Source organism: Paenibacillus sp. FSL P4-0081, assembly GCF_000758565.1.
Classification (GTDB): Bacteria; Bacillota; Bacilli; order Paenibacillales; family Paenibacillaceae; genus Paenibacillus_AQ; species Paenibacillus_AQ phytohabitans.
This window is the reverse complement of the sequence record NZ_CP009280.1, coordinates 6263563-6288360: the sequence shown is the minus strand read 5'-3', so window position 1 is coordinate 6288360 and position 24798 is coordinate 6263563. Positions and strand designations below refer to the sequence as shown.

The following is a 24798-nucleotide window of genomic DNA, read 5'->3' as shown; positions in this document are numbered from 1 at the left end:
ATTACCGGGAAAATCCAGTAGGAATTGATGATTTCATTCTCGATTCATTTGTTTGAACTCCGTATCTTTGCCTTGTTCTCTCAAAGTTCGGATACAATGATCTTGCTTACCGATTGCTTTTACAAAAGGAATACCCTGGAAGCCGGCTTAACTGTATATATGAATGACCAGTTTCACTATGAGATTGCGCTGACCTATAATGTAAATGATGGTCGTAAGGTAACTCTTCGACGCCGGATAGGTTCCTTGTGGAAGAGCTAGAAGCCAATGTGGAGAGCACGGAGATCATACTCGGTGTAGAAGCTAACCCTTCTTACGTTTTTATTTTTTATGCGGAACCTAACGGTAAACAACAACCATTTGAATCTGGGAAATGTTTCTTACTATCTACAGAAGTTGCAGGAGGGTTAACAACAGTATTTGAAACTAAGTTGAAAGGTACATTTTATCTGAATGGGTTGTTGATGATTTTTCCAATAACTCATTCTTTTTAAAGGGAGTTTTGTATTGAAGGTAAACTGGTATCAAGGTAATTGGAATGTTATGCTTATATAGCTAAACATACCTTGGTCTTTTCACATTACGGAGTCTGATTAATATTATAAAATTTAAAGATTTTTCTTTAAAGATGAAATTGTACTCGTGTATCACAATGTTGATTATTCTTCCATTAATCATAATGGGATTGTACTTAAATAATCATTTTGCAGATTTGGCTCAAAGAAAAACTAATGATACCATTCTCGAAACCTTGAAACAAACTCGACAAAATTTTCAGTCTATAATAACTGATACTAATGATCTATCAGTTCGAATATTAACAAATGACCAAATCCAAGAATTCGCAAGAAATGATTACCAGAAAATATTGGAACATGACAAAATCTATTGGAATATAAATAATTGGTTGAATGATATTATAGGATCTCAAAATAACTATAATTCCATTAGTATATATACAGATAAAGAAGTATACCTACAGAAAAGAATTCAAGTTCCGCATATAGATTTGAATGTTTTGGATCGTGCTTCTAGCCTCCAAGGAAAAGGTTTCTGGGTCACTGAACGAGGAGAGATTGAGTATTATCGAGGTATAATGGATATTAATAAGGTGGGAAGAATGCTTGGAATAGTAAGATTTAATTTAAATGAGGATAATCTTTTTCGTATTTATAATAATATCGGATCTTATTCGGGTTCTCAAATTTCCCTCCTTGATTCTAATGGAAACGTAATATCTTCATCAGAAAGAAGTATGCATGGAACTAACTTGGGGAAATTAGAATATGTCCGGAAAATCTTGAAGAACAAAGAGGGTTTTTTTAACGCTGAAATCGATGGTGTTAAAAAAATTGTGTTTTTTTATACAATTGAAGAAGCAAATTGGACTCTAATGCAAACCATCCCTGTAGAATCATTCTCGATGTTGCAACAGGCGATTTACCTTATTTTACTTGTTGTCATTATGCTGTGTATTTTCTTTGGACTACTCTTTTCCTTTATTCAACACAAATATTTGTTAAAGCCGCTTCTGCAGTTACGAAGAGAAATGGCAAAGCTGAAGAATGGGAATTTTAACATTACACTAACGATTGATTCTCAAGATGAAATAGGCGAGATCAGCAATGGATTCGTAAGAATGGCTCACCAATTAAAGGAAATGATTGATGATGTTTATCTCTCCAAGATTAAGCAAAGAGAAGCGGAACTTTCAGCCTTAGAATCCAAAATCAATCCACATTTTTTATATAATACGTTAGATTCAATTCACTGGCTTGCTGTAAAACATAAAAATTATGATGTAAGTGAACAAATAGAAGCTCTCGCAGAAATATTTAGACATGTATTGAATAAAGGGGATTCATTGATCACGATTCGTCAAGAAATTAGCTTTATTGAAAGTTATATGCTCATTCAAAAGCGAAAATACGGAAAAAGAATTTCATATCAAATTGAAGTTGACCAAGAACTCTTAGAATATAAAACTCCGAAATTAATATTGCAACCTCTTGTGGAAAATGCAATTGTACATGGGTTAGAGGAAGTAGTCCAAGGAGGATTTATCAAAGTTGAAATTATAAAAGCAGAACAAGGAATTCTCTTTGTAGTAACAGATAATGGGAAAGGCACAGATGAAGATAGAATTAACCGGATGATGAATGATACTACAGAGACTAGAAATGTTTTTGCATTAAAAAATATTGACGACCGTATCAAAATAAGTTATGGTTCAGAATTTGGTCTCAAGTTCGCAAGCCAATATAATATTGGCACTCAAGTTGAGGTGCATATTCCCCTTATTAAATAAAGAAGGAGGGGTTCAGATGATATTACTAATCGTAGATGACGACGAGCAGATTAGAACAGGAATGCAGGAAGGTATTGATTGGTCTGCTTTAGGAATTCAAAATGTTATTACAGCTGCAAATGGGCTTGAAGCATTAGAACGATTTAACGAGCATTTGCCGGAGATCGTTATAACAGATGTCAGAATGCCTGGTATGGATGGATTAGAGCTTTTAAGAAGAATAAAACAAATAAGTCCAATTACCAGAGTTATAATTCTGAGCGGATTTAATGAATTTGAATATCTTAAGGCTGCAATTCAACTGGACGCAGTAGATTATGAAATGAAGCCTATAAAGGCACGTAGCTTAATTGCCTTAATTCAGAAGGTCAAAGAGGATATAATTCGAGAACGAATGACAAATCAGGAATTTAATAAATACCTTCAATCTTATAAGAATAATTTTGCCACTGAGCTTTTATCAGGGGGAATATCTGATCGGTTGATTATTTTGGAGGGGTTACAGCAATATTTTTCCTTTGACGCAACTGGCACACTCATTGGCATTTCAGTAATTATTGATGGTAATGGTAATGGCGACTTTATAAAAACAACTGCAGATAAAATGATTGATATATTTGAGAACAGTGAGCTATCCTCTCGAGGGGTATGTTTGAAAATAAGAGAGGACAAACTCTTTTTCCTGCTAAAGACTGAAACCATTTCTCAGCTTTACTGCCAGCAGTATATCAGTGAAATAATAAATCAGTTACGAATGTGGAATAGGGAATTAAAATCTAATGGGCTAAATACTTTCTCGGCTGGAATTAGTAATCCTATTAATGTTTCTGAATTTGTAGTATTACTTAACCAAGCTCATCAAGCATTAGCTGTAAGGTTTTATAAAGGAAATGGTTCTATTCATCTTTTTAGTAAAATGGAGGAATTGCAAGAGGGAGCAATATCAGGATTATTGGAAAATGTAGAATTTAAGTCCTATCTAGCCAGGGGAGATCTTAAAGCAGTAGGTTTGATGGTTCATAATGAATTTGAACACTTGAAGTCAGGAAGTAAATATAGCAGGAAAAGTGTGTCTGCTTACTCAAGAAGCCTGCTTCAGTTAATTATGATTACACTTGCAAATCTCCCTGGTGATATATTTGATTTTGTCCAAGGTGAAATTATTTCTCTTGAAGAACGTTCAGAATATTTAAGTTTTAATGATGTGGAGAATATTGTACTTAACGTACTGGAGAATATTGAAGAGAGATTATCAAAAAAGCTCAGTCCGATAATGGTTCGAGCAGAAGAATTTATTCATAGAAACTTCACCCACGAGCTAACTGTTGAGATGCTTTCGGAATATATAGGTAAAACACCTAATTACTTTAGCCACCTATTTAAACGTGAATTAGGTATTACCTTCAAAGAATACGTGACCAGATTAAGAATCTCTAAAGCGAAAGAGTTAATAATTAATACAAATGATTTAATTTATGAAATCAGTGAAAAGGTTGGTTTCTCTGATTACAATTATTTTACTCAAGTATTTAAAAAGATTGAAGGACATCCACCTGCATTCTTAAGGAGAAAAGAATGAAGCTCTCTGGATAATACCTCTAAATAGGAGTGTATTTAGAATGATAATTATACTTCTCTTGATATAGGCGAGTGAATAGAGAAATTAAAGTTGTTATGTACTTCTCTCTACCGAAAAACGGGTGATTGTACATAGCGATATTAAAGCTGAAGCTGACGATCAGTTCGCCATTGTTCATCATTTACTGTCTCCGTGTTTGGAGGTGCGAGGCATTGTAGCATCACACTTTGAGTGAGGTTCAAAAAAGTTTGAACAGTTAAAACACCAAATGGTGGTGATGAAATGAATATTAAAGGGGACTTGATTACATTGAGAATCGCATTTAACTCTCTTGTTAAGATTTGGTAGGTGCCAAAGTCAGTATACTGCACAATGGAAAAACACTTTCTGAGCTGGTTGATAAAGTTAAATCTTATGGTGCTCTCGGTGAGTATTTGTTTTTGCAAATGATTAAACTCAACGATTTTTACGGCCAAGCTCCGATGCGAATACCATTTGCCCATGGAGAAAGTTGGGTCTTAGGAGATAATCCAACTGGTAAAGATATATGTGTATACGATTCTATAGATACAAGATTATGTTTGCATGACTTTTTCTCAAAGATAAAGCTTTGTTATGGACGACATAAATGAAAGCGATATCAAAAAGTCGTGATATTGGCATATATAAAGTCGTCTAAACGTTAGTCGATGTTTAGATTAAAGTCTCTTCATCTGACAAATCTTCCTTAATAATAGAAGGAAGCTGCTCAAGCTCGACAAGATGGGCAGTATTCATGCGATTATTCCCTGACAGCATTTTGTATTCGTAACCTGTTTCATTTTCAATTGTACGAATAATGACTGGTACAAAGATGCCTTTGGCTGCAATACTGTCCACCATGTCAGTGAGGTGTTCGCCCTCATACAAGTGGAAGGGATGGTTTTTAAAAAAATCTGATTTTATTTATAGGAATAAACTGGATCTTCCCTTTGATGAAAGAGGGGTTGCATTATGAGATGGATGCTCCGAAAGTTTCAGTAGTTCATCAATGCCCCCCAGTTTAGGAGTGATTCGTGGCTTAGGCATGTTCACCAACTCCCTTGCCAAGGTTTTCTAAGCTGCTGTTACTTTGGATTAAGGCTGATAAGTGGCTTCTCCAACTTTGACAGAGAGAGGGATTTGCGATGAAAAAATACGTATAATTCCTCCGTAGTAATCCTAAACCAACTTAAATGCATCTTCAGAAAATCAGCTTCGCAATACAAACTAACACAAATAATATGCATATTCAAGGTACATTATCTTCAAAAAAATAAGATATTCTTCTTAATAATTTTAGATTAGTTTTCTTATAACTTGAGTTTTATAAAAAACGTGTTGTCGAATGAATGTAATTAAAGTCAAATCGTTAGAAGGTTATCGAATTGACAGACAGAAGAAGGACATCCAGCCTGACTGATCTTTAACGGCGGGGTTTTTCCGCTGTATATGACAGTAAAGTATGGGTCCTCGATTCCGTCTGGGCACTGATCCTGCCGTCAGCCGTTCCGGTTAATAATATAATTTTATTGTTGAACTCTTTCAGAGGCTTGCCTAAAGAACTGAAAGAAGCAGTCTTGATCGACGGAGCAGGTCGGTGAACCACCCTGTGGAAAGTATACGTTCCGTTATCTGCACCGGTTTTAGCTACAATTACACTTTTTTCATGGGTCTTTCATTGGAATTCCTGGTTTGATGGACTGATTTTTATGAACTCACCACATCACTATCCGTTGTAAAGTTATCTGCAGACTGTAGTCATTCAGCAAAACTTCAACTAAGCCAGTCTGGAAACGATAGCAGGGCTGCAGAAGATTAGTGACCACACTTACAAATCTGCTCAAATATTCTTAGGAGTTTTACCTATTTTTCTAGTGTATCCTTTCCTTCAAAGATTCTTTATGACGGGAATTGTATTAGGCAGTATAAGGAATGGCTATTATTTATAATTGCATACTCAGATTAAAGAGGGTCGCTACCAGATATCAAATGCTGCTTCGGCCCCGCTGTTTGATTGCATATAGTTCGTTACTCTTTGGAGTTTTTATGAACAGTAGCGCGGTACTGTCTGGGTGGCAATCCGATCTTTTTCTTAAACAACCGATGGAAGAACTTTAAATCAAGATAACCGACAGCTTCAGCAATTTCTCTGACACTATTGCGACTTCCTGTTAGCAGACGGCAAGCGGCATCCATCCGCACATTCTGGACATACTCCTTAAAACTCATGCCAGTCTGACGCTGAAACAAGCGGCTAAAATGCCGTTCACTGAGGTTTGCTTTGGCGGCAAGTTCCCGAGCGTAAGCCCGGTTGCATAATAATTGTTAATATAAATGACTGCTTCATCAACGGTTAACCATTGAGGCTTATCTCCAGCAGATATACCGAGCTGCAACTGATGTCTGTATAGGCCTGTTATAATCCGCAAAACGAGTGAAGAGAGGATCAGCATATACCCCGGTGGTTTAGCCGAGAATTCACGGTACATCTCATGGAACATAGCATGATACTCCCCTCTGGTATCCCTCATGGAGAACCAGGACAGGTGCTTGTCCGTAAATGAATTGGAAATATCTGCATATGGTGAAAAGTCTGCCAGAAGTTCTGTTAAAAATGACGATGGAAACAAGCAATTGTAGACGATAAGCGGCCGGTCTTTTTTTGGTGTTGTAGGCCTGAATACATGACTTTGACCAACAGGTATGAAGAAGAGCGTTCCATGCTCAACAGGAACAGCCTCATTGGCTATGTAATGAACGCCTGTTCCTTCACTTACGTAAGTTATCTCTATAAATTCATGAGAGTGTTCGGATAACTCAAATGTTTCAAAAGCACGATTCACAAAGATCGGTACTTCTGGTTCAAAAAAACTTTCGCCAGTCATCATATAAGTACTTCGCTTGATACTCATAAATAACCTTCCTTCCAAGAGGCTGCAGTGTTGATCTCATTCTACGTAATTGATGATAGGATGTCTATAGACACCTATAAAATAGTCGATATTAACCTATAAGCAGACTCTTATTTCCTCTTACAATATTACATGTAGATGTACTTTATAATGAATCAGGAGTGATATATGTGGCCAATTGTACGATCACTAATCTTCGAATTAATTATCGGAAAAATCCCGTCGGAACCGATGATGCCAAGCCGCGGATTAGCTGGCAGATTAACACTGAAGCCAGAGGTTTTGTTCAATCTGCCTATCAGATTCAAGTTGCTTATCGTTCCGATTTTGAATCGGAAATTATCTGGGACTCTAAAAAGACAGATTCAGATAAAAACGTTCATATTGAATACGCAGGTCCTGTTTTGAAATCTCATACCAGATATTATTTTAGAGTCCGTATCTGGGACTCTAAGGGTGACCAATCCGAGTGGAGTGAGCCGGGGCATTGGGAGACAGCATTTATGTTTGCTGATGAATGGCAGGCATATTGGATTACGGCACCGGCACAGAATGATGATTTAGAAAACGAAGCGTGTGATTATATACGATCAGAGGTTTCATTGTCCCAAGATATTGTCTCAGCGAAAGTATATGCAACTTCGCTAGGGATGTATCGGCTATATATCAATGGAATACCTGCAGATGATACATTGTTTAATCCTGGCTATACAAGTTATAAGAATAGGCTGCAATACCAAACCTATGACGTGACCTCCTTAATGAATTCAGGCTCCAATGCGATTGGGTGCATCTTAGGTAACGGCTGGTATAAAGGATACCTTGCATGGGAAGGAGAAAATTCGCACTACGGGAATACCCGTGCTTTAATGATCCAGATGCATGTTACTTTGGCTGACGGTTCTGAACAAGTTTTCATTTCAAATGATGGGTGGAAAGTTTCTTCCGGACCAATCTTGATGTCTGAAATATATCATGGGGAAACCTATGATGCCCGTCTGGAGGTGGAGGGCTGGTCCTCTCCTGATTTTGATGACCAGCATTGGGAAAGTGCAGTGGTTATTAAAGCTCCGGTATCTGCATTGGTTGCCCAAGAGAACGAGCCGGCAAGAATAATTGAAACGCTCAAGCCTGTAGCTGTCATTACAACTCCTAACGGAGATACCGTGCTTGATATGGGTCAAAATATGGTCGGCTTTGTGGAATTCACTGTTTGTGCGGAGGTAGGCACCTCCATTACTTTACAGCATGCCGAGGTACTAGACCGTGACGGTAATTTCTACACCGGAAATTTGCGTTCAGCAAAGCAGACTGTGACGTATATTTGTAAAGGCAACGGAAAGGAGACGTTTCATCCGAACTTTTCCTTTCAGGGTTTCCGGTATGTGAAAGTGACGGGGGTACAAGATCAATTGCTAGAGCAATTTCTAGGCTGCGTTATTCATTCCGATTTGGAGAAAACAGGGAGCTTCCGTTGTTCTGATGAATTGGTCAATCAGCTCCAGCACAACATTTTATGGGGGCAGAAGGGAAACTTCCTTGATGTACCTACAGACTGTCCGCAGCGTGATGAAAGATTAGGCTGGACAGGAGATGCCCAAGTCTTCATCCGTACAGCAGCTTTTAATATGAACGTAGTTCCTTTTTTTGAGAAATGGTTAAAGGATTTGGCTGCAGATCAAGAAGAAGACGGAAGAGTTCCGCACGTTATCCCAGATGTTCCTGTAGCAGGATACGGATCTTCAGCTTGGGGAGATGCGGCTGTTATTTGTCCTTGGACATTGTATCAATGTTATGCAGATACCCGGGTTCTGGAAACGCAGTATCCAAGCATGAGAGCTTGGGTCGAATATATCCGGGCACAGGGTGAAAATGAATACTTATGGAATACAGGATTTCACTTCGGTGACTGGCTCGGTCTCGACGCCAAAGAAAACAGCTACATCGGCGCTACGCCAAAGGACTTAATTGCTACTGCATTTTATGCGTATTCAACCGAATTGCTGGCTAAAACCGCGGCAGTAATAGGTAAAGAGGCAGACGCTGATAAGTATACCTTCTTGCATAAAAATATCGTGGATGCTTTCCGCCAGGAATTTGTCACGCCAAATGGCCGGGTAGCTTCACCGACACAAACAGCATATGTATTGGCTCTTATGTTCGATTTAATGGAAGAGCATGATCGTCTCCGCACGGCCAAAATGTTAGCCGAGCATATTGAAGAGAATGGAGTACACTTAACGACCGGCTTTGTGGGTACACCTTACCTCTGTCTTGTTCTTTCCCGGTTCGGGTATACGGACCTCGCTTATCAGTTAGTGCTGCAAAAGGAATATCCATCCTGGCTATATTCTGTTATTCAAGGAGCGACTACGATCTGGGAACACTGGGACGGAATCAAACAGGATGGTACGTTCTGGAGTGACGATATGAACTCTTATAACCATTATGCTTATGGTGCGGTTGGTGACTGGTTCTACCGCGTCGTTAGCGGTATTGACCTGATTGAACCGGGATACAAGAAAATTCGGATTCAGCCGCATATGGGTGACCAGTTCTCATGGGCGGAAGCATCATTTGATTCTGTATACGGGACGATCAGCACGGCTTGGAACAAACAGGATGACGGTACGGTGAAGCTGGATGTAGTCATTCCTGCGAATACATCGGCTGAAGTAATACTACCAGCAAGTAGTATGGATAGTATCCTGGAGGGAGAGAAATCCTTGAGTCAAACCTCTGGTCTGCTCAAAGTGGAGCAATCCGGTTCAGAACAGTTACTTCTGCTTGGCTCTGGAAATTATAGCTTTACGTTGACAAATAAATAAATTTTATTCTTCAAACGATCTATACAATTCTATTATGGTAGGGCGGATAATAGGATGCTCCTAATGTATTATATTTTCCTAACAGTGTAATGATAAGTAATCAGAAATGGAACAATTACGGGTCGTTTTGTTGATAGCATCGATCTAAATTTGCAAGTTATGATTAAGCCGGGAATGGGCATTAGAAAAATATATTTATAATTATGAAAGGACTGTATGATGTGAAATATAACTCAATCAAACCTGGACAAATTTGGCTCGATACAAATGGAGAACGTATTCAAGCGCATGGTGGTTCCATAATTACAGTGGACGATACATTTTATTGGTACGGAGAAAATAAAGAAAATACTGATGGCCAGAACGATAATTGGCATTGGGGGGTTAAGTGTTACGCTTCAAAAGATTTGTACAACTGGGAGGATAAAGGAATCATTATTCTTCCTGACACTGAAGATGAATCCTCCCCTTTACATCCTAAACAATTTATGGACAGACCACACATTATCTACAACGAGAAAACAAAAAAAGTTCGTATGCTGGCTAAAGATTATGAAAAAAGATGGAATACAAGCCTCTACGATTTTGACGGCAGATCATATTTTAGGGTCCTATACTATCGTAAGAAGTGGTCTGCGTCCGCTTAATATGAGCGCTGGTGATTTCGACTTAGTAATCGCTCCGGACGGTAAAGCATACTATTATTTCGAAAGGGTACATAGTGAGCTTGTTTGTGCCGACCTGACAGCTGATTTTACGGATGTAACAGGTTTCTATTCAACGCATTTTCCGAACGTACAACCACCTTACGTACGGGAAGATCCTGCCTATTTTTACCGAAAAGGACTTCATTATTTATATACCTCAGGCACAACCGGGTATCATCCTAACCCTTCAGAAGTAGCTTATGCTAAATCTTTTCATGGCCCGTGGGAAGTAATGGGCGATCCGCATACGGGTGATCTTTCTCGTACATCATATAATTCACAGATTACATCTGTATTTAAACATCCGTTTAAAAAAAATTTGTACATTGCGTTAGCAGACCGTTGGATTCCAAGTCTTCCGGAAATCGCCGGTGAAGATTATCACACTGGAAAGCGTTATTCCAAGATTGCAAACCAGTATAAAGCAGCTTTTGACAATGATATCGAGCCTGAAAGTGAAGAAGACGAACATAATGATTTAACTATAAACACCTCTATTTCCAATTATGTATGGCTTCCTGTCCGGTTTGAAGGCGATAAGGCATATCTGGATTGGAAGGATGAATGGAAAATAGAAGACTATGAATAATTTAAGATATACATGATAAACAGGAGCTAATGTTGTCCGAAAATGCCTATAAAAATGTCGGAAACACTCCTTTGCTGAGGTGCCTGTTCAGCCTACAATTAAAATGTTCCATATACCCTGAGTACTTGTAAGGAGAAATATTATGATTTATGACAGTTATAAGTTTAAAGTACCGAATCAAAAAATGATTCGTGTCATCACTGACACAGATGCAAAGAATGAAGCAGATGACCAGTACGCAATCGTTCATGCGCTTCTTAGCCCAAAGTTTGATAACAGAGGAATTATTGCTGCTCATTTTGGAAATTGGCGATCCAGCACCAGTATGGATGACAGTTATGAAGAAATTAAGAAGATTTTAGATCTTATGGAATTCGAGAGTAAAGATATGGTATTCAAGGGAGCTCCGCAAGCTCTTTCAGATGAACAAACACCAGTTCCTTCTGCCGGGGCAGAACTCATCATCAAAGAAGCTATGTCAGATGATCCACGGCCGTTGTTTGTTACATTTTTAGGACCGCTTACAGATATGGCTTCTGCATTGTTAATGGAACCGCGCATTGCAGACCGCCTGACTGTGATCTGGATTGGGGGAGGTGCATACCCGGCAGGGGAAGATGAATATAATCTCTGGAATGATATTCATGCGGCCAATGTTGTGTTCAAGTCCCAGGTGCCTCTTTGGCAGGTTCCCAAAAATGTATATCAGCGTGTAATGGTCTCAATGGCAGAGCTTGAATATCGGGTCAAGCCTTATGGTGAGCTTGGAAATTACCTGTTCGAACAGCTGGTTGAATTTGGACATACAGAGGCTGCTCTTAACACGACTATAAGGACAGGTGAATGCTGGTGCCTAGGTGATTCACCTGCATTTGGCCTATTATTATGTGATCACGAATATCACTACGACTGGGTGCCGGCTCCAGAGTTTACTCAAGATATGAGATACGTACATGAACGGAATAACAGACCTATTAGAGTTTATCGCGATGTAAACAGCCGGTTTATTCTAGAGGACTTCTATATAAAGCTGGCGATGTTTATTGAGAAAAGAAAGAGTGCTATAAAAGAGTCAGCAGATAGTAAATAAAAGGAGAATGTATTAATGAATAATAAGAGAGATTATTTAAACGCCACATTATCTCCTGAAACCCGGGCAGAGGCTCTGCTGCAAGAAATGGATGTTTATGAGAAACTTGGGCAGCTCGTCTGCTATATGCCGGAAAAACTTTCGGAATATGATGTACTGGATAAAAACTATGCCCATGGTGTCGGACATGTCAGCAGCCTTCAGATGAGAGCGTTGGAAACGCTTGAAGATGCCGTGAGACTTCAGAGGGAAGTACAAGAAAAAGTGATGGCACTGAGCAAACATCACATTCCTGCCATTTTTCACATGGAAGGACTTTGCGGGGCTTATATTCAAGGTGCGACCAGCTTTCCCTCAGGCATAGGGCGTGGTGCTTCATGGAATCCGCAACTGGAACAGGAGATCGGTAGAATTGTCGCCAGACAAGAGCGGGCAGTCGGGATTACTCATGTATTCGCTCCGGTTCTGGATATTTCCAGAGATTCAAGATTCGGGCGTCAAGGGGAAACGTATGGAGAAGATCCTACATTGGCTTCAGCCATGGGAGTTTCTTTCTTAAAAGGAATCCAGGAAGAAACTACCGGCAAACTTCGATCTGAAGGAGTTGCCAAACATTTTCTTGGGTTCCATGGTTCGGATGGTGGAATTCATGGGGCACATTGCGATATACCGCCTAGGCTGCTTCAGGAGGTTTATGGTAAACCCTTTCAAGCAGCCATTACTGAAGGTGATCTGAAAGGAATAATGCCTTGCTATGCTTCCATTAATGGAGAGCCGATATCAGCCTCGGAAGAAATTCTGACCAAGCTTTTGCGCGAGGAAATGGGATTTGAAGGTATGGCTGTCTCTGATTACTGCGCTATTATGAATGTTCACCATGTTCAAAAGCTCTATGAAAGTGACACGGAAGCAGGGCTTCAAGCTCTAAGCGCAGGAATGGATGTAGAGCTTCATTTCATTAAATGTTTTAATGATGAATTGGCAGACTGGTTTAACACTGGAAAAGCTGACATTACTCTTTTGGATCGAGCTGTAAAACGGGTGTTGGAAGCTAAGTTTCGCATGGGACTTTTCGAGCAGCCGTTTGCATTAACAGGTGAACAACTGTATGAAGCATTTAATGATTCTAAAGATGAACAAATTACTCTCCAGTCAGCCCGAGAGTCTTTAGTCCTGTTGAAAAATGATGGAGTACTTCCTATTAAAAAGGATGTAAAGAAAATTGCAGTAATAGGCTGCCATGCAAACAACGCACGAATTTTCTTTGGGGGATACACACATTTCAGTATGACAGAAGGACTATTGGCCAGTATTTCTACGATGGCAGGTCTTGAAACTAAGGCTGATGATCAGAAGCAGGCTATGGAGACAATCCCTGGTACCCCTATTCAAGTAGATAATGATCCAGCATTTGATGCATTGTTGCAACAACAGAAGCCAGGTACCAAGAGTCTGCTTGAGCATTTAAAAGACAGCATGCCAGCAGCTGAAATTGAATATTCTTATGGTTATCCGATTGCCGGGAATGATATTTCCGGTCATGAGAAGGCTTTGGCAATGGCTAAAGATGCTGATCTCGTCATTGTTACACTGGGAGGAAAGCATGGTACAAGTTCAATTGCATCTATGGGAGAAGGCATTGATAGCACAGATATCAATTTACCGTTCTGTCAAGAAAGCTTTTTGCTAAAAATATCCGAATTGCAAAAATTGGTGGTAGCGGTACATTTCAATGGGCGCCCAATTTCAAGTGATGCTGCAGACTCTTATGCAAATGCAATTATTGAAGCCTGGAATCCTGCTGAAAAAGGTGCGGAGGTCATTACTGATGTGTTACTTGGGGCATATAATCCAAGCGGTAAACTTCCCGTTTCTGTTGCCCACGTAGCCGGTCAAATTCCTGTATATTACAATCATCCCAACGGGTCCAGTTATCATCAAGGGGAAAGCATTGCCTTCTCCAATTATGTGGATATGCCTCATACCCCTAGATATTATTTTGGACATGGACTATCTTACACAAGTTTTGAATATTCCAGCCTGCAAATCATGAATAAAGAAGTTACACCTGATAGTACGGTCACTATAAGCTTTGATATTAAAAATACAGGAAAACTAAAGGGAACTGAGATCGTTCAGTTATATTTAAAAGACCGCTTTGCAAGTATGACGAGACCCGTAATGGAACTGGCGGGCTTTAGACGTATTGTATTGAAGTCTGGCGAGCAGCATACTATTACTTTTCAAGTTGAGCCTAGCCAGATCGCGTTTTTAGATAAGACCATGAAGTGGAAAATCGAGGCTGGTGATGTCGAGGTTTGGATCGGCAGTTCCTCAAATGATATCAGATTGAAGGACAGTTTCCGGATTATATCTGATGCTTATGTGGATGGCAAAGAAAGAAAATTCTATTCTAATTAGGGCGGATTAAGAAATTATTGAATTTATTGGAGAGGAAAGTGATTTTTGTAGTGCTTGAACAATTCACCAAAGAAATCAACTAACTTGTTGTTTCTAAAACTTCATTAAAGCTTTCATCATAGTTTTATTTATAGAGATAAAAATATTGAATAAAATTCTATCGTATGAATATACTAGATAAGATCATCAAGGGTAAAAACTGCTGCTAAACAAGACTATTATGGTCTTGTTTTTTTGTTCACTCCTGGTATTGGTTTTCATGTATTTTAACAATTTATATCATTTAGCTATCTCGACGCATCCAATCTTGCAGAAACTCTTTTAAAGGTGTAACTATGTTAAAAAACTCGGGCATTTGAACACAGGCTTGAATCTCACCATAACAATTTATGGTGTTCTCTATAGCTTCGAGTAATCATGCTCTTCATGTAACCCCAAGTATAACTTCAATCCCATTATTGCTCCTTCTTGATTTACTCATACTGGGTAGCTCGAGCGTTGAATAAAGCCCGGTTAGACTGATAACGCTCTTTATCGTATCTTTTGAAAAGATGGGTTGAGATTCCTAATAAGTAGATGATATCTATCTTTTTTCATACAAGTAATTTAATCTATTATATTGGTATTAACTAAATCCTCTGAACTTAAAAGAAGAGATTAAGAGGGCGGAATGTGTGCGGAATGTGTAATGATATGGCCAGGGGGATTAGGGATGGATTATTCTAATCTTTTGCCAGTTCTAAATAAGACTGCAGAAAAATATCGTGTAAAGTTACAAACACTTCTAAAAAATTGTGTAACTTGTCAACCGTATGATGGTGGTGAATTTGGGTGAAGAGACAACTCTTGAAGATATTATGGAAAGTGCTAATTGCCCAGAGAAATATCGTGATGATATTGCCGAACATTTATATTGTCCACACTGTGGTTCTTCGAGTATAGAGCGTTATGGAACGGTTGGAACAGAAGACAGATATAGAGTAGATGAAGAAAAACGGTACTGTAGGATTCTAATTCAATATGCTAACAAGGTAGAGGATTTAGAAGACATCTAGAGATGTACCCATCTTTAGCACTGGATTACACTTTGGGAAGGGGAATTTATAAAGATATAATTCATAAAAGGGCCCAATCGCCAAGTATCTCACCACGTAAATGGACTAGAGCAAGAGTTGGTGACCGACCCAAATGTATTTGACTCAAATGACCTTTATGCTCCTGGGATTGGGATATCCTCTTTTGTGGACAATGTGTTCTTTTTGTTGCTTGTCATTCGTCCAAAATACATTAAGAGGTGGGTGGCGAACACTTCAATCCGCATGAACCGTAAAATCCTTGTTACTTTGACTGTAATCTCTCTCGGACTCTGCACCTTTAATATCTGGCCTCACCATGCCAGCATGAATGAGCACAAAAAAGCTGAAAGCATGGGAATACTCGGCTATGAGCTGTACACGGTTATTGCAGACACAACTGAAAAGGAAGAGTTAATTGACTCTGAAGAAATAACACAGAAAGCTGTGAATGAGCTGAAAGGAATAGAAATCCCGGAAAGTCCGAAGTATTGGGGAATGAACAAGGGGAACAATCTTATCGTTGTCCAAATGGAATCATTTCAGAATTTTCTAATCGGGTTGACCATTGATGGACAGGAGATAACGCCAAATCTAAACAAACTGGTTAAGGAGAACACGTACTTTAACAACTTTTACACAAACGCTGGTCAAGGTACGACCTCTGACGCCGAGTTTGTTGTGAACACTTCCTTCTATGTGCCTGAGAACAAGCCGGCCACTTCTTCTGAATATATGAACAAAAAGGTACCGAGTCTGCCGCGCCTATTGAGGGACAACGGCTATTTCACCTCAACTTTTCATACTAACAGTGTAGACTTCTGGAATCGAGCTGCTTTGTACAAGGCGATCGGCTTCGAGCAATTTTACGACCAGTCTTTTTATGGTGACGAGGATCATATTGCCTTTGGAGCATCTGACGAGGTATTGTTCAGCAAGACAACACAAGAGCTTTCCAGGCTTGATACTGAGGAGCAGCCATTCTATGCGATGGTCATCTCTATGAGCGCTCATCATCCTTTTCATATTCCAGAGGAAAAATATAAGATACAGTTGCCCCCAAACTATGAGGATACGCTTCTCGGAAACTATATCAGAGCACAAAATTATGCGGATTATGCTATCGGCTTATTCTTAGAGGACTTAAAGTCCAGCGGGCTTTGGGAGGATAGCCTGATCGTATTCTACGGAGATCATCAGGGAGTTCCGATGTATACGCTCAGTATAGAAGAAAAGGAACAGCTAAGTTTATTAATCGGACATGAATACGGGTATACCGATATGTTCAACATTCCGTTAATCGTACATTCCCCTGGCGGGCAGCTCCCTCCGGTTATAAGCGGTACCCATTACGCCTATGACTGAGGCAATCCTTCATCACGACAAGATCAAGCAACAGTTTGAACAAAATACACCGTTACCTCGGTTTGGGACTCCTGAAGATATTGCTAATGGAGTAGTATACTTGGCTTCAGATGAGGCTTCATTTGTTACGGGAGCAGAGCTGGTCATTGATGGGGGGACCGCTGCTCTATAAAAAAATAGTGATAACTCAAATAAGAAGCGCTGGATATCCAGCGCTTCTTATTTGAGGAAATTTTGTTTTAGAATCTCTGCAAGCTTCTTCGGGCTTTCCTCACACCCTTGATCGAGCCAGCGTTTCAAGACTGTGGTTAATCCTGCCTGAAAGTAGACAAAATGGTACATCATCTCTTCATCAGAGGTTATTCCTAAGGATTCATAATGAGGAATCATTACATCATGCCACAAAGCCTCAAACCCCTTTTGAATCGGGTATGTATGCTGATTGTGCACAAAATCGCGGTAGAATTTTTGATTACTATATATAAATTCAAAAAAAACTTCTAAATTGCTAATTGAAAGGAAATTGTGTGGCTCCACCATTCCTGCGAATTGCTCTAAGAGATTTTGACTCATATTGACATCAATTTTTTCCATAAGATCAAAAATATCTAAATAGTGAGCATAGAAAGTAGAGCGATTAATCCCTGCTTTTTCACAGAGTTCTTTAACTGAAATTTGGCGGAGTTCACGGCCTTCAAGTAATTCAATTAATGATTGTTGAATTAATAGTTCAGTATCTTTAAAACGTTTATTATTTTTTCGGTTCATCTTTCCTCCTTGAACATTATTCCAACAGATGTTTGATTATTGACGGTTGATGGAGTAATTGTAAAGCTAGATAATTAATTTAGCAAGTTATGCTGTATAGGCCTAAACCGAAAATAATCAGGGAGATGAGAAGCTGATGTCAACAGTACAGGGTAAATTAAATGGAAAAGTAGTATTAATTACAGGAGCCGGCAGCGGGATGGGGTATGCCACGACTAAGTTATTCGTAGAAGAAGGGGCTAAGGTTGTGGCTGTGGATTATTCCGAAGAAGCAATTAAACAGTGGGATAACACAGAGAATGTAATTGCTCTAGTTGGGGATGTTACAGAATTGGAAGATATAGACCGAATGGTTGGTGAGGCCGAACAACAATTTGGTAGACTCGATTGTGTATGTAATATTGCAGGCATCAATGATCTTAGCTATCCCCTAGATGCTACGGATGACGAACGGTGGGACAGAGTTATGGATATCGATCTGAAAGCACCGTTTCGTATTTGCCGAAAAGCTGTGCCTGTTATGATTAAATCAGGTGGGGGCAGTATTGTTAATATTGGCTCCTACGCTTCCGAAAGAGGGAACCATGGTCCTAGTTATACAGCGGCAAAGGCTGGACTCACTGGATTGACCAAAAGCATAGCAGTCGGGTATGGAAAAGAAGGCATTCGCTGCAATATCATTAATCCTGGGGGAACCAACACTAACATCCATAAGAATTCGGGGGGAGCATATCATCCAGCTGGACAAGTATTATCCAAAATTGTGGCAAGCTTCCCTGTGAATAGTTATGGACAACCAGAGGACATTGCAAAGGCTTGTCTGTTCCTCTGTAGTGATGATGCTAAGCAAATAAATGGGGCTGTCCTTGCAGTTGATGGTGGAATGGCTTGCTGTTAAATTATGCCTAAAAAAGAAAGGCTAATTTATAATTAAATACACTAAGGGTTCCAACTTTTGAGTTGGAGCCCTTGTTTATTTTTGTTTTGTTTTATATTCAATTCGAAAGCCTTCAATTTTTTGATAAAGTTGACTTAGCAGAACGGAAGAATATTTTATTAGTCTCCAAAGCTTTCCTGACCATAAGCAGCTATATTGAACGCATTTAAGAAACTTCCAAAGTCACTCCAATCGCCAAATCGGGTAAAGAATAGTAATAACTTACCCGAAGGCGGCGATGAACATGAGAAACGAAGAAATCGAGCGGTTGAATGCAGCGATGAAACAAACCTCGGACAAACGACTCTACGAAAGGTACCTGGCCGTCCGTCTTCGTCTGGAAGGACATACGTTTGAAGAGATCGGCGATCTGCTCAGTCGCGCGCGTCAAACCATCGGCCTCTATTGGAAAGCCTACCAAACGCAAGGTCTGCCTGGCCTGAAGATGGATCATTCCCCTGGACAACCGACAAAACTCACGGAGGAACAGCGAAAACAGTTAGCAGCGATGCTGGAGCAGCAACAACCGGCCGATGTGGGTTTTGAAGCTCGGTATACTTGGACCCTCCCGCTGGTGGCGGAGTGGATCAAACGAGAGTTTGGCATCACAATGAGCGTGCGTGGTATCAGCGCGATGCTCAAACGGATGAACTTCAGTTTTACCAAAGCAACGTATACGCTTGCCAACGCTGACGAGGATGCCCAGGCGTATTTCAAAAAGCACACTTTTGCAGCGCTCAAGAAACAGGTTGAAGCCGAGAAAATCGATCATTTGCTTTTTGAAGACGAATCGATGATCCGGTCCTATCAAGCGCTGCAATACAATTGGTTCCCACGTGGCAGACAACGCAAAGTGCCCACGTACGGCAAACACGAAGGAGCCAAGTTGTTCGGTGCGATTAATTATGAAACCGGGCAGGTGCATCACCGAGAAGAAGAAAAGGCCGATACCGCAGCCTTTATTCGATTTCTTCAGGATCTTCTCTCTGCGTATCCAGGTGGGGAAATCGCCTTGATTCTGGACAACAGCCGGATTCATCATGCTACGGAGTTACAGCCTTTTTTGGCGGATCATCCGCGTCTGGAGTTGGTCTTTCTACCACCTTACAGCCCAAACCTCAATCCGGTTGAAGGGCTATGGCTGTGGCTCAAAGCCGATGTAGTGAACAATGTCTTTTTTGAAAAATTCTATAAGATTAAGTTTCATGTGAGCCAATTTATGAAGCGAATCAATAAGCATCCGCTGGGTACCGTCGATCGTCTGCTTGTTAGGTTATGATCTTAATTGCGGTCTATATAGCTTATTTATTATGAGAAGGATACGTCGCAAACTAAATTATAATATCATTATCTACGTTTCAATTTCGAAAAATTTGGAAAATGTAAATGGAAGAGTGGTTAATAAGTGAGAAAAGACTTTTTATATTGTTGTGTGTATTAAAATGGAACTCTTATTATCTCATTTGGAGAGGGTTTGATTGCCTGATGTCTATTCAATTAAAATTGCTTCCAGCTTCACACGAGGCCACTGAAAAAGTCCATTAAGATCTTTAAGAGACATTCTACACAAAGGGTGTCTCTTTTTTTCGATATACTGAAAGGATCACATTCAAAGGCGGGTGGTCTTCATGCTTCCTGAGCAGCAAAGCTTTATCTTGAGCCCATATATCGAGCTGTACAATATACTCATTCCAAAAGATAACTTGCTGCGACGCATGGACGAGTTTGGTGGACTTTAGCTTTGTTTATGAGGAACTGAACGAAAGGTATTGTCAAGATAATGGTCGAACTGCGGTAGACCCGGTCCGAATGTTTAAATATCTACTGCTCAAATCCATACATTACCTGTCCGACGCCGATCTAGTGGAACGCTCCAAAACTGATTTGTCGTTCAAGTTTTTTCTACATATGGCTCCAGAGGATGAGGTTATTGATCCTAGCCTACTAAGCAAATTTCGCAAGTTACGCCTGAAAGATATGAAGTTGCTCGATTTACTCATAAGTAAAACGGTGGAGATTGCGATTCGAAAAGGTATTATCCGCAGCAAATCCATCATTGTGAACGCGACCCACACGAAAGCTCGATATACCCAAAAGAGTCCGCAAGAAGTACTGCGAGAACGCTCGAAGAAGGTAAGAAAAACGCTTTACGCCTTGGATGAGTCCAGGAAAAGAATCTTTCCGACGAAACCCGTTACGAATGTGCTGGAGGATGAAATGGAGTATTGCCAGCAGCTCATTGCGGTGATTGAGCAAGACGAACGGTTCACGGGACTGCCCAAAGTCAGTGAGGCGTTAAACCTGTTGAAAGAAACGATTATTGACGACGCAGAACATCTGCAAACCTCTACCGATCCCGACGCCAAAGTGGGCCACAAAAGTGCGGACTCCTCCTTTTTCGGGTATAAAACACATATCGCGATGAGCGAAGAACGAATCATTACGGCAGCGACGATTACGACAGGGGAAAAGTCGGACGGGAAAGAGTTACAGACCCTGATTGAAAAAAGCAAGGCCGCAGGCATGAGCGTGGAAACGGTAATTGGAGATACAGCCTATTCCGAAAGAGATAACATTGGGTACAGCACCGAACATGAAATTGAGCTTGTGACCAAATTAAATCCAATGATTACCCAAGGAACCGCAAGAAGGAAGATGAGTTTGAGTATAACAAAGATGCGGGTCTGTATGTCTGTAAGGCCGGGCATATAGCGATACGTAGAGCACGGCAAGGGAAAAAAGGCCGGGGCAAAAACCAAACGAACACTTACCATTTTGATATTGAAAAATGCAAGCGATGTCCACTGAAGGAAGGCTGTTACAAAGAAGGCGCCCAAAGCAAAACGTACTCGGTGAGCATAAAGAGCACCGTGCATGTAAAGTAAGCTGAGTTTCAGGAAAGTGAAATATTTAAGACCAAGGCCAAAGAACGATATAAAATTGAAGCCAAGAATAGTGAACTCAAACACAGACACGGGTACGACGTTGCGTCCTCCTCGGGTTTGGTTGGCATGGAAATTCAGGGAGCCATGGCGATATTCACTGTCAATTTAAAACGAATATTGAAACTCATGGAGTAACCAAAGTTGAAGAAATAGGTGGGAAAATGACGACGTTTATTCGGAGGAACCGAATAGGCGTCGTCTTTTTGATGTGTGTTTGTACTTTTTCTAAGAAACGCTAGTTTTTCAGTGGCCTCACTTCAAGTGGGGGATTCTTTGTTTATTTAGAACTCTCATATTTTTCACATGGAACCAAATTAAGGATAAATATACATTTTTGGCTGCTTAGAAGCCAGCTCCTAGGGAGACTGATTTTGAATCCTCAATTTGTTTTAGTAACTCTGTAAATATTAAGACGGCAATATGATATGCGTTTAGAGCCAAGTAATAGACGCTGTGGAGAGTTGCTAGATTCTACAACGTCAATAATCGCTTTCGCTGTCTTTTTAGAATCTCCCGGTTCCTTTCAAGATTTACGCCATCTACATAGCCAGAACAAGAGGTTGATATTCCTCGCACTAGCTGCTGAGTGGCCCGACCAATTCCGCGGAACCCGCTTGGTTCGATCACGGTCACATAGATGTTGACAGACACCAGCTCTTGGGAAGGTCCTCGAATACACCTACAATAGCATATTTCGATGCGTTGTAATAACCAACGCCTCAGAGAATGGAGCCAAACCCAGATGGAAGAAATAATAATATATCCGGAGCTTTGGTATTCATGGGAGACAAAACAGTATTCCTCATATGCATGAGGGCCCAGCTGTTGATTTCAAACATTTTGCGTGTTTCTACTTCGACAGTTTCCTCAACTGAACTCAAATATCCAATACTTCGTTAGCAGAAATTCTCTCGAGCTGGATTCTTGGTTAAGTTTCCGGAAAACAACTAGGATGAATATGTCGACAATGCACTAAAGAAGATGTCGACATACAGTTAGTAGCCACGCGTGCAAAGCAATATGATTAAAGAGAACATTAGTGTCTCCCGTTCAGAGACTACGAATTCACTGAGAAGGAAGGTTACAGCATATGGGACAAGTTGCGTTGGATTCAGCACCGCAGGCTAAAGCGAAAGTAAGAAAAAAGAACAATTATAGGAAGTATTCCCCGTTACTCATCATGATGGTTCCTGGTCTTTTATACTTGTTAATCAATAACTATCTTCCAATGATGGGCATCGTCATTGCCTTTAAAGACGTGAATTTTGCCAAAGGTATTCTACAAAGCGATTGGATCGGATTAGACAATTTCGAGTATCTGTTTAAAACATCGGATGCGTACATTATTACCCGGAATACGATTCTATATAATCTAGTGTTCATTGTGCTCGGAACGGTATTATCGCTGGCATCCGCGATTCTGTTGAACGAAATAAAGAACAAGGTGCTGCTGAAGGCGTACCAAAGCATCATCACGTTGCCGCATCTCATCTCGATGGTTATCGTCAGCTACCTGGTATATGCCCTTCTGAGTCCGGAAACGGGGTTCATGAATAAAACGGTCTTGCCATGGTTCGGTATTGAAGAAGGTATCTTATGGTACAACGAAACGAAGTATTGGCCTGCGATTCTGACGGTGGTGCATTTCTGGAAATCAGTCGGATACTCCAGTATCGTATTCTTCGCAGCTCTGCTCGGAATTGACGATGAGTACTATGAGGCGGCAAGGCTTGACGGCGCGAACCGTTGGCAGCAGATTCAGCACATTACATTACCTATGATGACCCCTGTAATCATCATGCTGACGCTGCTTAACGTGGGACGTATTTTCTATTCCGATTTCGGCCTGTTCTACCAGATTCCCATGAACTCCGGACCGCTGTTCGACACGACCGCGACCATAGACACTTACGTCTTCAGAGGTTTAATGGGCTCAGGCGATATCGGCATGTCGACCGCAGCCGGCGTATATCAATCAATCGTCGGATTCGTGCTCGTCATCATGGCGAATTACATCGTACGACGCTATAACAAAGACAATGCACTATTCTAATCGGAGGATGCCTATATGAAAACAGAAAGCAGAAGCTTAACATGGTTTAGTCATATCGCGATGTTCCTGTTCGCCGCAGCTTGCCTCATCCCATTCGTATTGCTGATCTCCGCATCCTTGACGGATCAGGATGCCATCATCGCAAAAGGATATGCCTTCTGGCCGCAAGAATTCAGCACCGATGCCTACAAATATTTATACGACAGTAGAAGGGATATCGCGCAGGCATACGGCGTGACTGTATTTATCACGGTGTTCGGAACGATCATTGGCCTTGCGATGATCGCGCTGCTTGCCTATCCGCTCGCACGCAGCGAAACGCCGCATCGCAATCCCATTATGTTCATCGTTTTCTTCACAATGCTGTTTAACGGCGGCTTAGTGCCCACGTATCTGGTATATACGCAGCTGTTCGACATAAAGAACACGATATGGGCGCTGATTGTCCCAGGGCTCTTGATGAACGGATTCTACGTCATGTTGATGCGTACGTTCTTTCAGACCACCATACCGACTGCACTGCTCGAAGCCGCTCAACTCGACGGTGCAGGGGAGTACCGAACCTTATGGTCCGTCGTTCTCCCGCTGTCGACGCCCGTGCTTGCAACGATCGGATTGTTCCAATCCATCATGTATTGGAACGATTGGCAGAACGGCATGGTATATATCACGAATCCGAATTACTTCAGTATCCAAAATCTGTTGAACCGCATTATGCAGGATATTCAGTTTATCACGACCAGCATGACTAGCAGCGATGCAGGAGACGCCATGCAACAGCTTCCGTCCGACTCGGTGAAAATGGCCATTGCAGTTATCGGCGTCCTTCCTATCCTGATCGCGTATCCTTTTTTCCAGAAGTACTTTATCAAGGGAATCATGATCGGGGCCGTGAAGGGCTGATCGATCGAAAAAGAGGTATGGAGAAATGAAGTATGTATGCAATCCAATCCATATAGCATACAAGTATCAGTTAACCAACGCCAGGGGGACGATGGTTGCATACCGAGAAGCCGCAGTTCCCTCGATGATTAGGTTTCATGGGAGATATTATCTCTTTTCCTCCATGAATGTCGGGCTTCCATGTAAGCGATAATCTTACGGTGGGAATTCCATCCCCTGAAGGATGTCCCCATTTATGATTATGCCCGATCGTTCACAGTTATATGGTATTCGGCAGCAATCAGCTAACGATTAAAGCA

General features: G+C 40.7%; 19 protein-coding genes and 2 pseudogenes. 17 read left to right on the top strand and 4 right to left on the bottom strand.

Annotation, left to right across the window (positions count from 1 at the left end; genetic code table 11):
* The first annotated feature begins 27 nt into the window (after positions 1-27).
* The 4 genes from P40081_RS40160 (at position 28) to P40081_RS26680 (ending at position 3887) form a co-directional block, all read left to right on the top strand.
* Positions 28-261 carry a beta-xylosidase family glycoside hydrolase gene (locus P40081_RS40160; protein ID WP_442950236.1) on the top strand — a complete coding sequence of 78 codons (234 nt, stop codon included), beginning with the start codon at positions 28-30 and terminating at the stop codon, positions 259-261.
* Positions 249-494 (top strand): hypothetical protein, encoded by a 246-nt coding sequence (locus P40081_RS38715; protein ID WP_156118701.1) that lies wholly within the window; start codon positions 249-251, stop codon positions 492-494. The genes P40081_RS40160 and P40081_RS38715 overlap by 13 nt, the downstream gene beginning before the upstream one ends.
* 158 nt (positions 495-652) lie before the next feature.
* On the top strand, positions 653-2308 hold the full coding sequence (locus P40081_RS26685) for a sensor histidine kinase (protein ID WP_197074284.1): 1656 nt from the start codon (positions 653-655) through the stop codon (positions 2306-2308).
* A 16-nt stretch (positions 2309-2324) separates the two neighbouring features.
* Complete coding sequence (locus P40081_RS26680) at positions 2325-3887, top strand: response regulator transcription factor (RefSeq protein ID WP_042139220.1); 1563 nt, start codon at positions 2325-2327, stop codon at positions 3885-3887.
* A 693-nt stretch (positions 3888-4580) separates the two neighbouring features.
* Here the strand turns inward: P40081_RS26680 and P40081_RS26675 are convergent.
* The 3 genes and pseudogenes from P40081_RS26675 to P40081_RS26670 all read right to left on the bottom strand — a co-directional run bounded on the left by P40081_RS26675 (position 4581) and on the right by P40081_RS26670 (position 6793).
* Positions 4581-4832: a ParB N-terminal domain-containing protein gene (locus P40081_RS26675; protein WP_442950235.1), complete on the bottom strand. Its 252-nt coding sequence runs from the start codon at positions 4830-4832 to the stop codon at positions 4581-4583.
* Positions 4833-5936: 1104 nt separating this feature from the next.
* Positions 5937-6161: pseudogene (locus P40081_RS39520) on the bottom strand (helix-turn-helix domain-containing protein); the annotation flags it as partial.
* The gene (locus tag P40081_RS26670; protein WP_231575441.1) at positions 6134-6793 is read right to left on the bottom strand and encodes an AraC family ligand binding domain-containing protein; all 660 of its coding nucleotides are present in this window, start codon (positions 6791-6793) and stop codon (positions 6134-6136) included. The gene P40081_RS26670 and the pseudogene P40081_RS39520, both read right to left, overlap by 28 nt.
* Before the next feature lie 197 nt (positions 6794-6990).
* On the opposite strand from P40081_RS26670, the gene P40081_RS26665 reads away from it, so the two are divergent.
* The 8 genes from P40081_RS26665 (at position 6991) to P40081_RS26640 (ending at position 17065) form a co-directional block, all read left to right on the top strand.
* Positions 6991-9648, top strand: coding sequence for a glycoside hydrolase family 78 protein (locus P40081_RS26665; RefSeq protein WP_042139218.1), 2658 nt, complete (start codon positions 6991-6993; stop codon positions 9646-9648).
* A 221-nt stretch (positions 9649-9869) separates the two neighbouring features.
* Positions 9870-10295: a glycoside hydrolase family protein gene (locus P40081_RS39515; protein WP_231575203.1), complete on the top strand. Its 426-nt coding sequence runs from the start codon at positions 9870-9872 to the stop codon at positions 10293-10295.
* Positions 10201-10944 (top strand): family 43 glycosylhydrolase, encoded by a 744-nt coding sequence (locus P40081_RS26660; protein ID WP_231575202.1) that lies wholly within the window; start codon positions 10201-10203, stop codon positions 10942-10944. The genes P40081_RS39515 and P40081_RS26660 overlap by 95 nt, the downstream gene beginning before the upstream one ends.
* A 142-nt stretch (positions 10945-11086) precedes the next feature.
* Entirely contained in the window at positions 11087-12034 is a 948-nt protein-coding gene (locus P40081_RS26655) for a nucleoside hydrolase (RefSeq protein WP_042139217.1), read from the top strand.
* A 15-nt stretch (positions 12035-12049) separates the two neighbouring features.
* Positions 12050-14455, top strand: a complete 2406-nt coding sequence (locus P40081_RS26650) for a glycoside hydrolase family 3 N-terminal domain-containing protein (RefSeq protein WP_042139216.1) — start codon at positions 12050-12052, stop codon at positions 14453-14455.
* Positions 14456-15282: 827 nt separating this feature from the next.
* Positions 15283-15510, top strand: a complete 228-nt coding sequence (locus P40081_RS38710; RefSeq protein ID WP_156118700.1) for a hypothetical protein — start codon at positions 15283-15285, stop codon at positions 15508-15510.
* A gap of 120 nt (positions 15511-15630) precedes the next feature.
* Positions 15631-16893, top strand: coding sequence for an LTA synthase family protein (locus P40081_RS26645; protein ID WP_052422027.1), 1263 nt, complete (start codon positions 15631-15633; stop codon positions 16891-16893).
* Entirely contained in the window at positions 16886-17065 is a 180-nt protein-coding gene (locus P40081_RS26640; protein ID WP_042139215.1) for an SDR family oxidoreductase, read from the top strand. The genes P40081_RS26645 and P40081_RS26640 overlap by 8 nt, the downstream gene beginning before the upstream one ends.
* Before the next feature lie 47 nt (positions 17066-17112).
* Here P40081_RS26640 and P40081_RS26635 read toward each other — a convergent pair whose 3' ends face one another.
* On the bottom strand, positions 17113-17661 hold the full coding sequence (locus tag P40081_RS26635; protein WP_042139214.1) for a TetR/AcrR family transcriptional regulator: 549 nt from the start codon (positions 17659-17661) through the stop codon (positions 17113-17115).
* A gap of 136 nt (positions 17662-17797) precedes the next feature.
* Between P40081_RS26635 and P40081_RS26630 the strand changes: the two genes are divergently transcribed.
* The 5 genes and pseudogenes from P40081_RS26630 (at position 17798) to P40081_RS26610 (ending at position 24499) form a co-directional block, all read left to right on the top strand.
* On the top strand, positions 17798-18559 hold the full coding sequence (locus P40081_RS26630) for an SDR family NAD(P)-dependent oxidoreductase (RefSeq protein ID WP_042139213.1): 762 nt from the start codon (positions 17798-17800) through the stop codon (positions 18557-18559).
* Between the two features lie 277 nt (positions 18560-18836).
* Positions 18837-19877, top strand: coding sequence for an IS630 family transposase (locus P40081_RS26625; RefSeq protein ID WP_081970138.1), 1041 nt, complete (start codon positions 18837-18839; stop codon positions 19875-19877).
* Between the two features lie 349 nt (positions 19878-20226).
* Positions 20227-21678: pseudogene (locus P40081_RS26620) on the top strand (IS1182 family transposase).
* A 955-nt stretch (positions 21679-22633) separates the two neighbouring features.
* Entirely contained in the window at positions 22634-23596 is a 963-nt protein-coding gene (locus tag P40081_RS26615) for an ABC transporter permease (protein WP_063779807.1), read from the top strand.
* Between the two features lie 15 nt (positions 23597-23611).
* A complete protein-coding gene (locus P40081_RS26610; RefSeq protein WP_042139211.1) occupies positions 23612-24499 on the top strand; it encodes a carbohydrate ABC transporter permease in 888 nt (295 codons plus the stop codon).
* Positions 24500-24798: the final 299 nt, after the last annotated feature.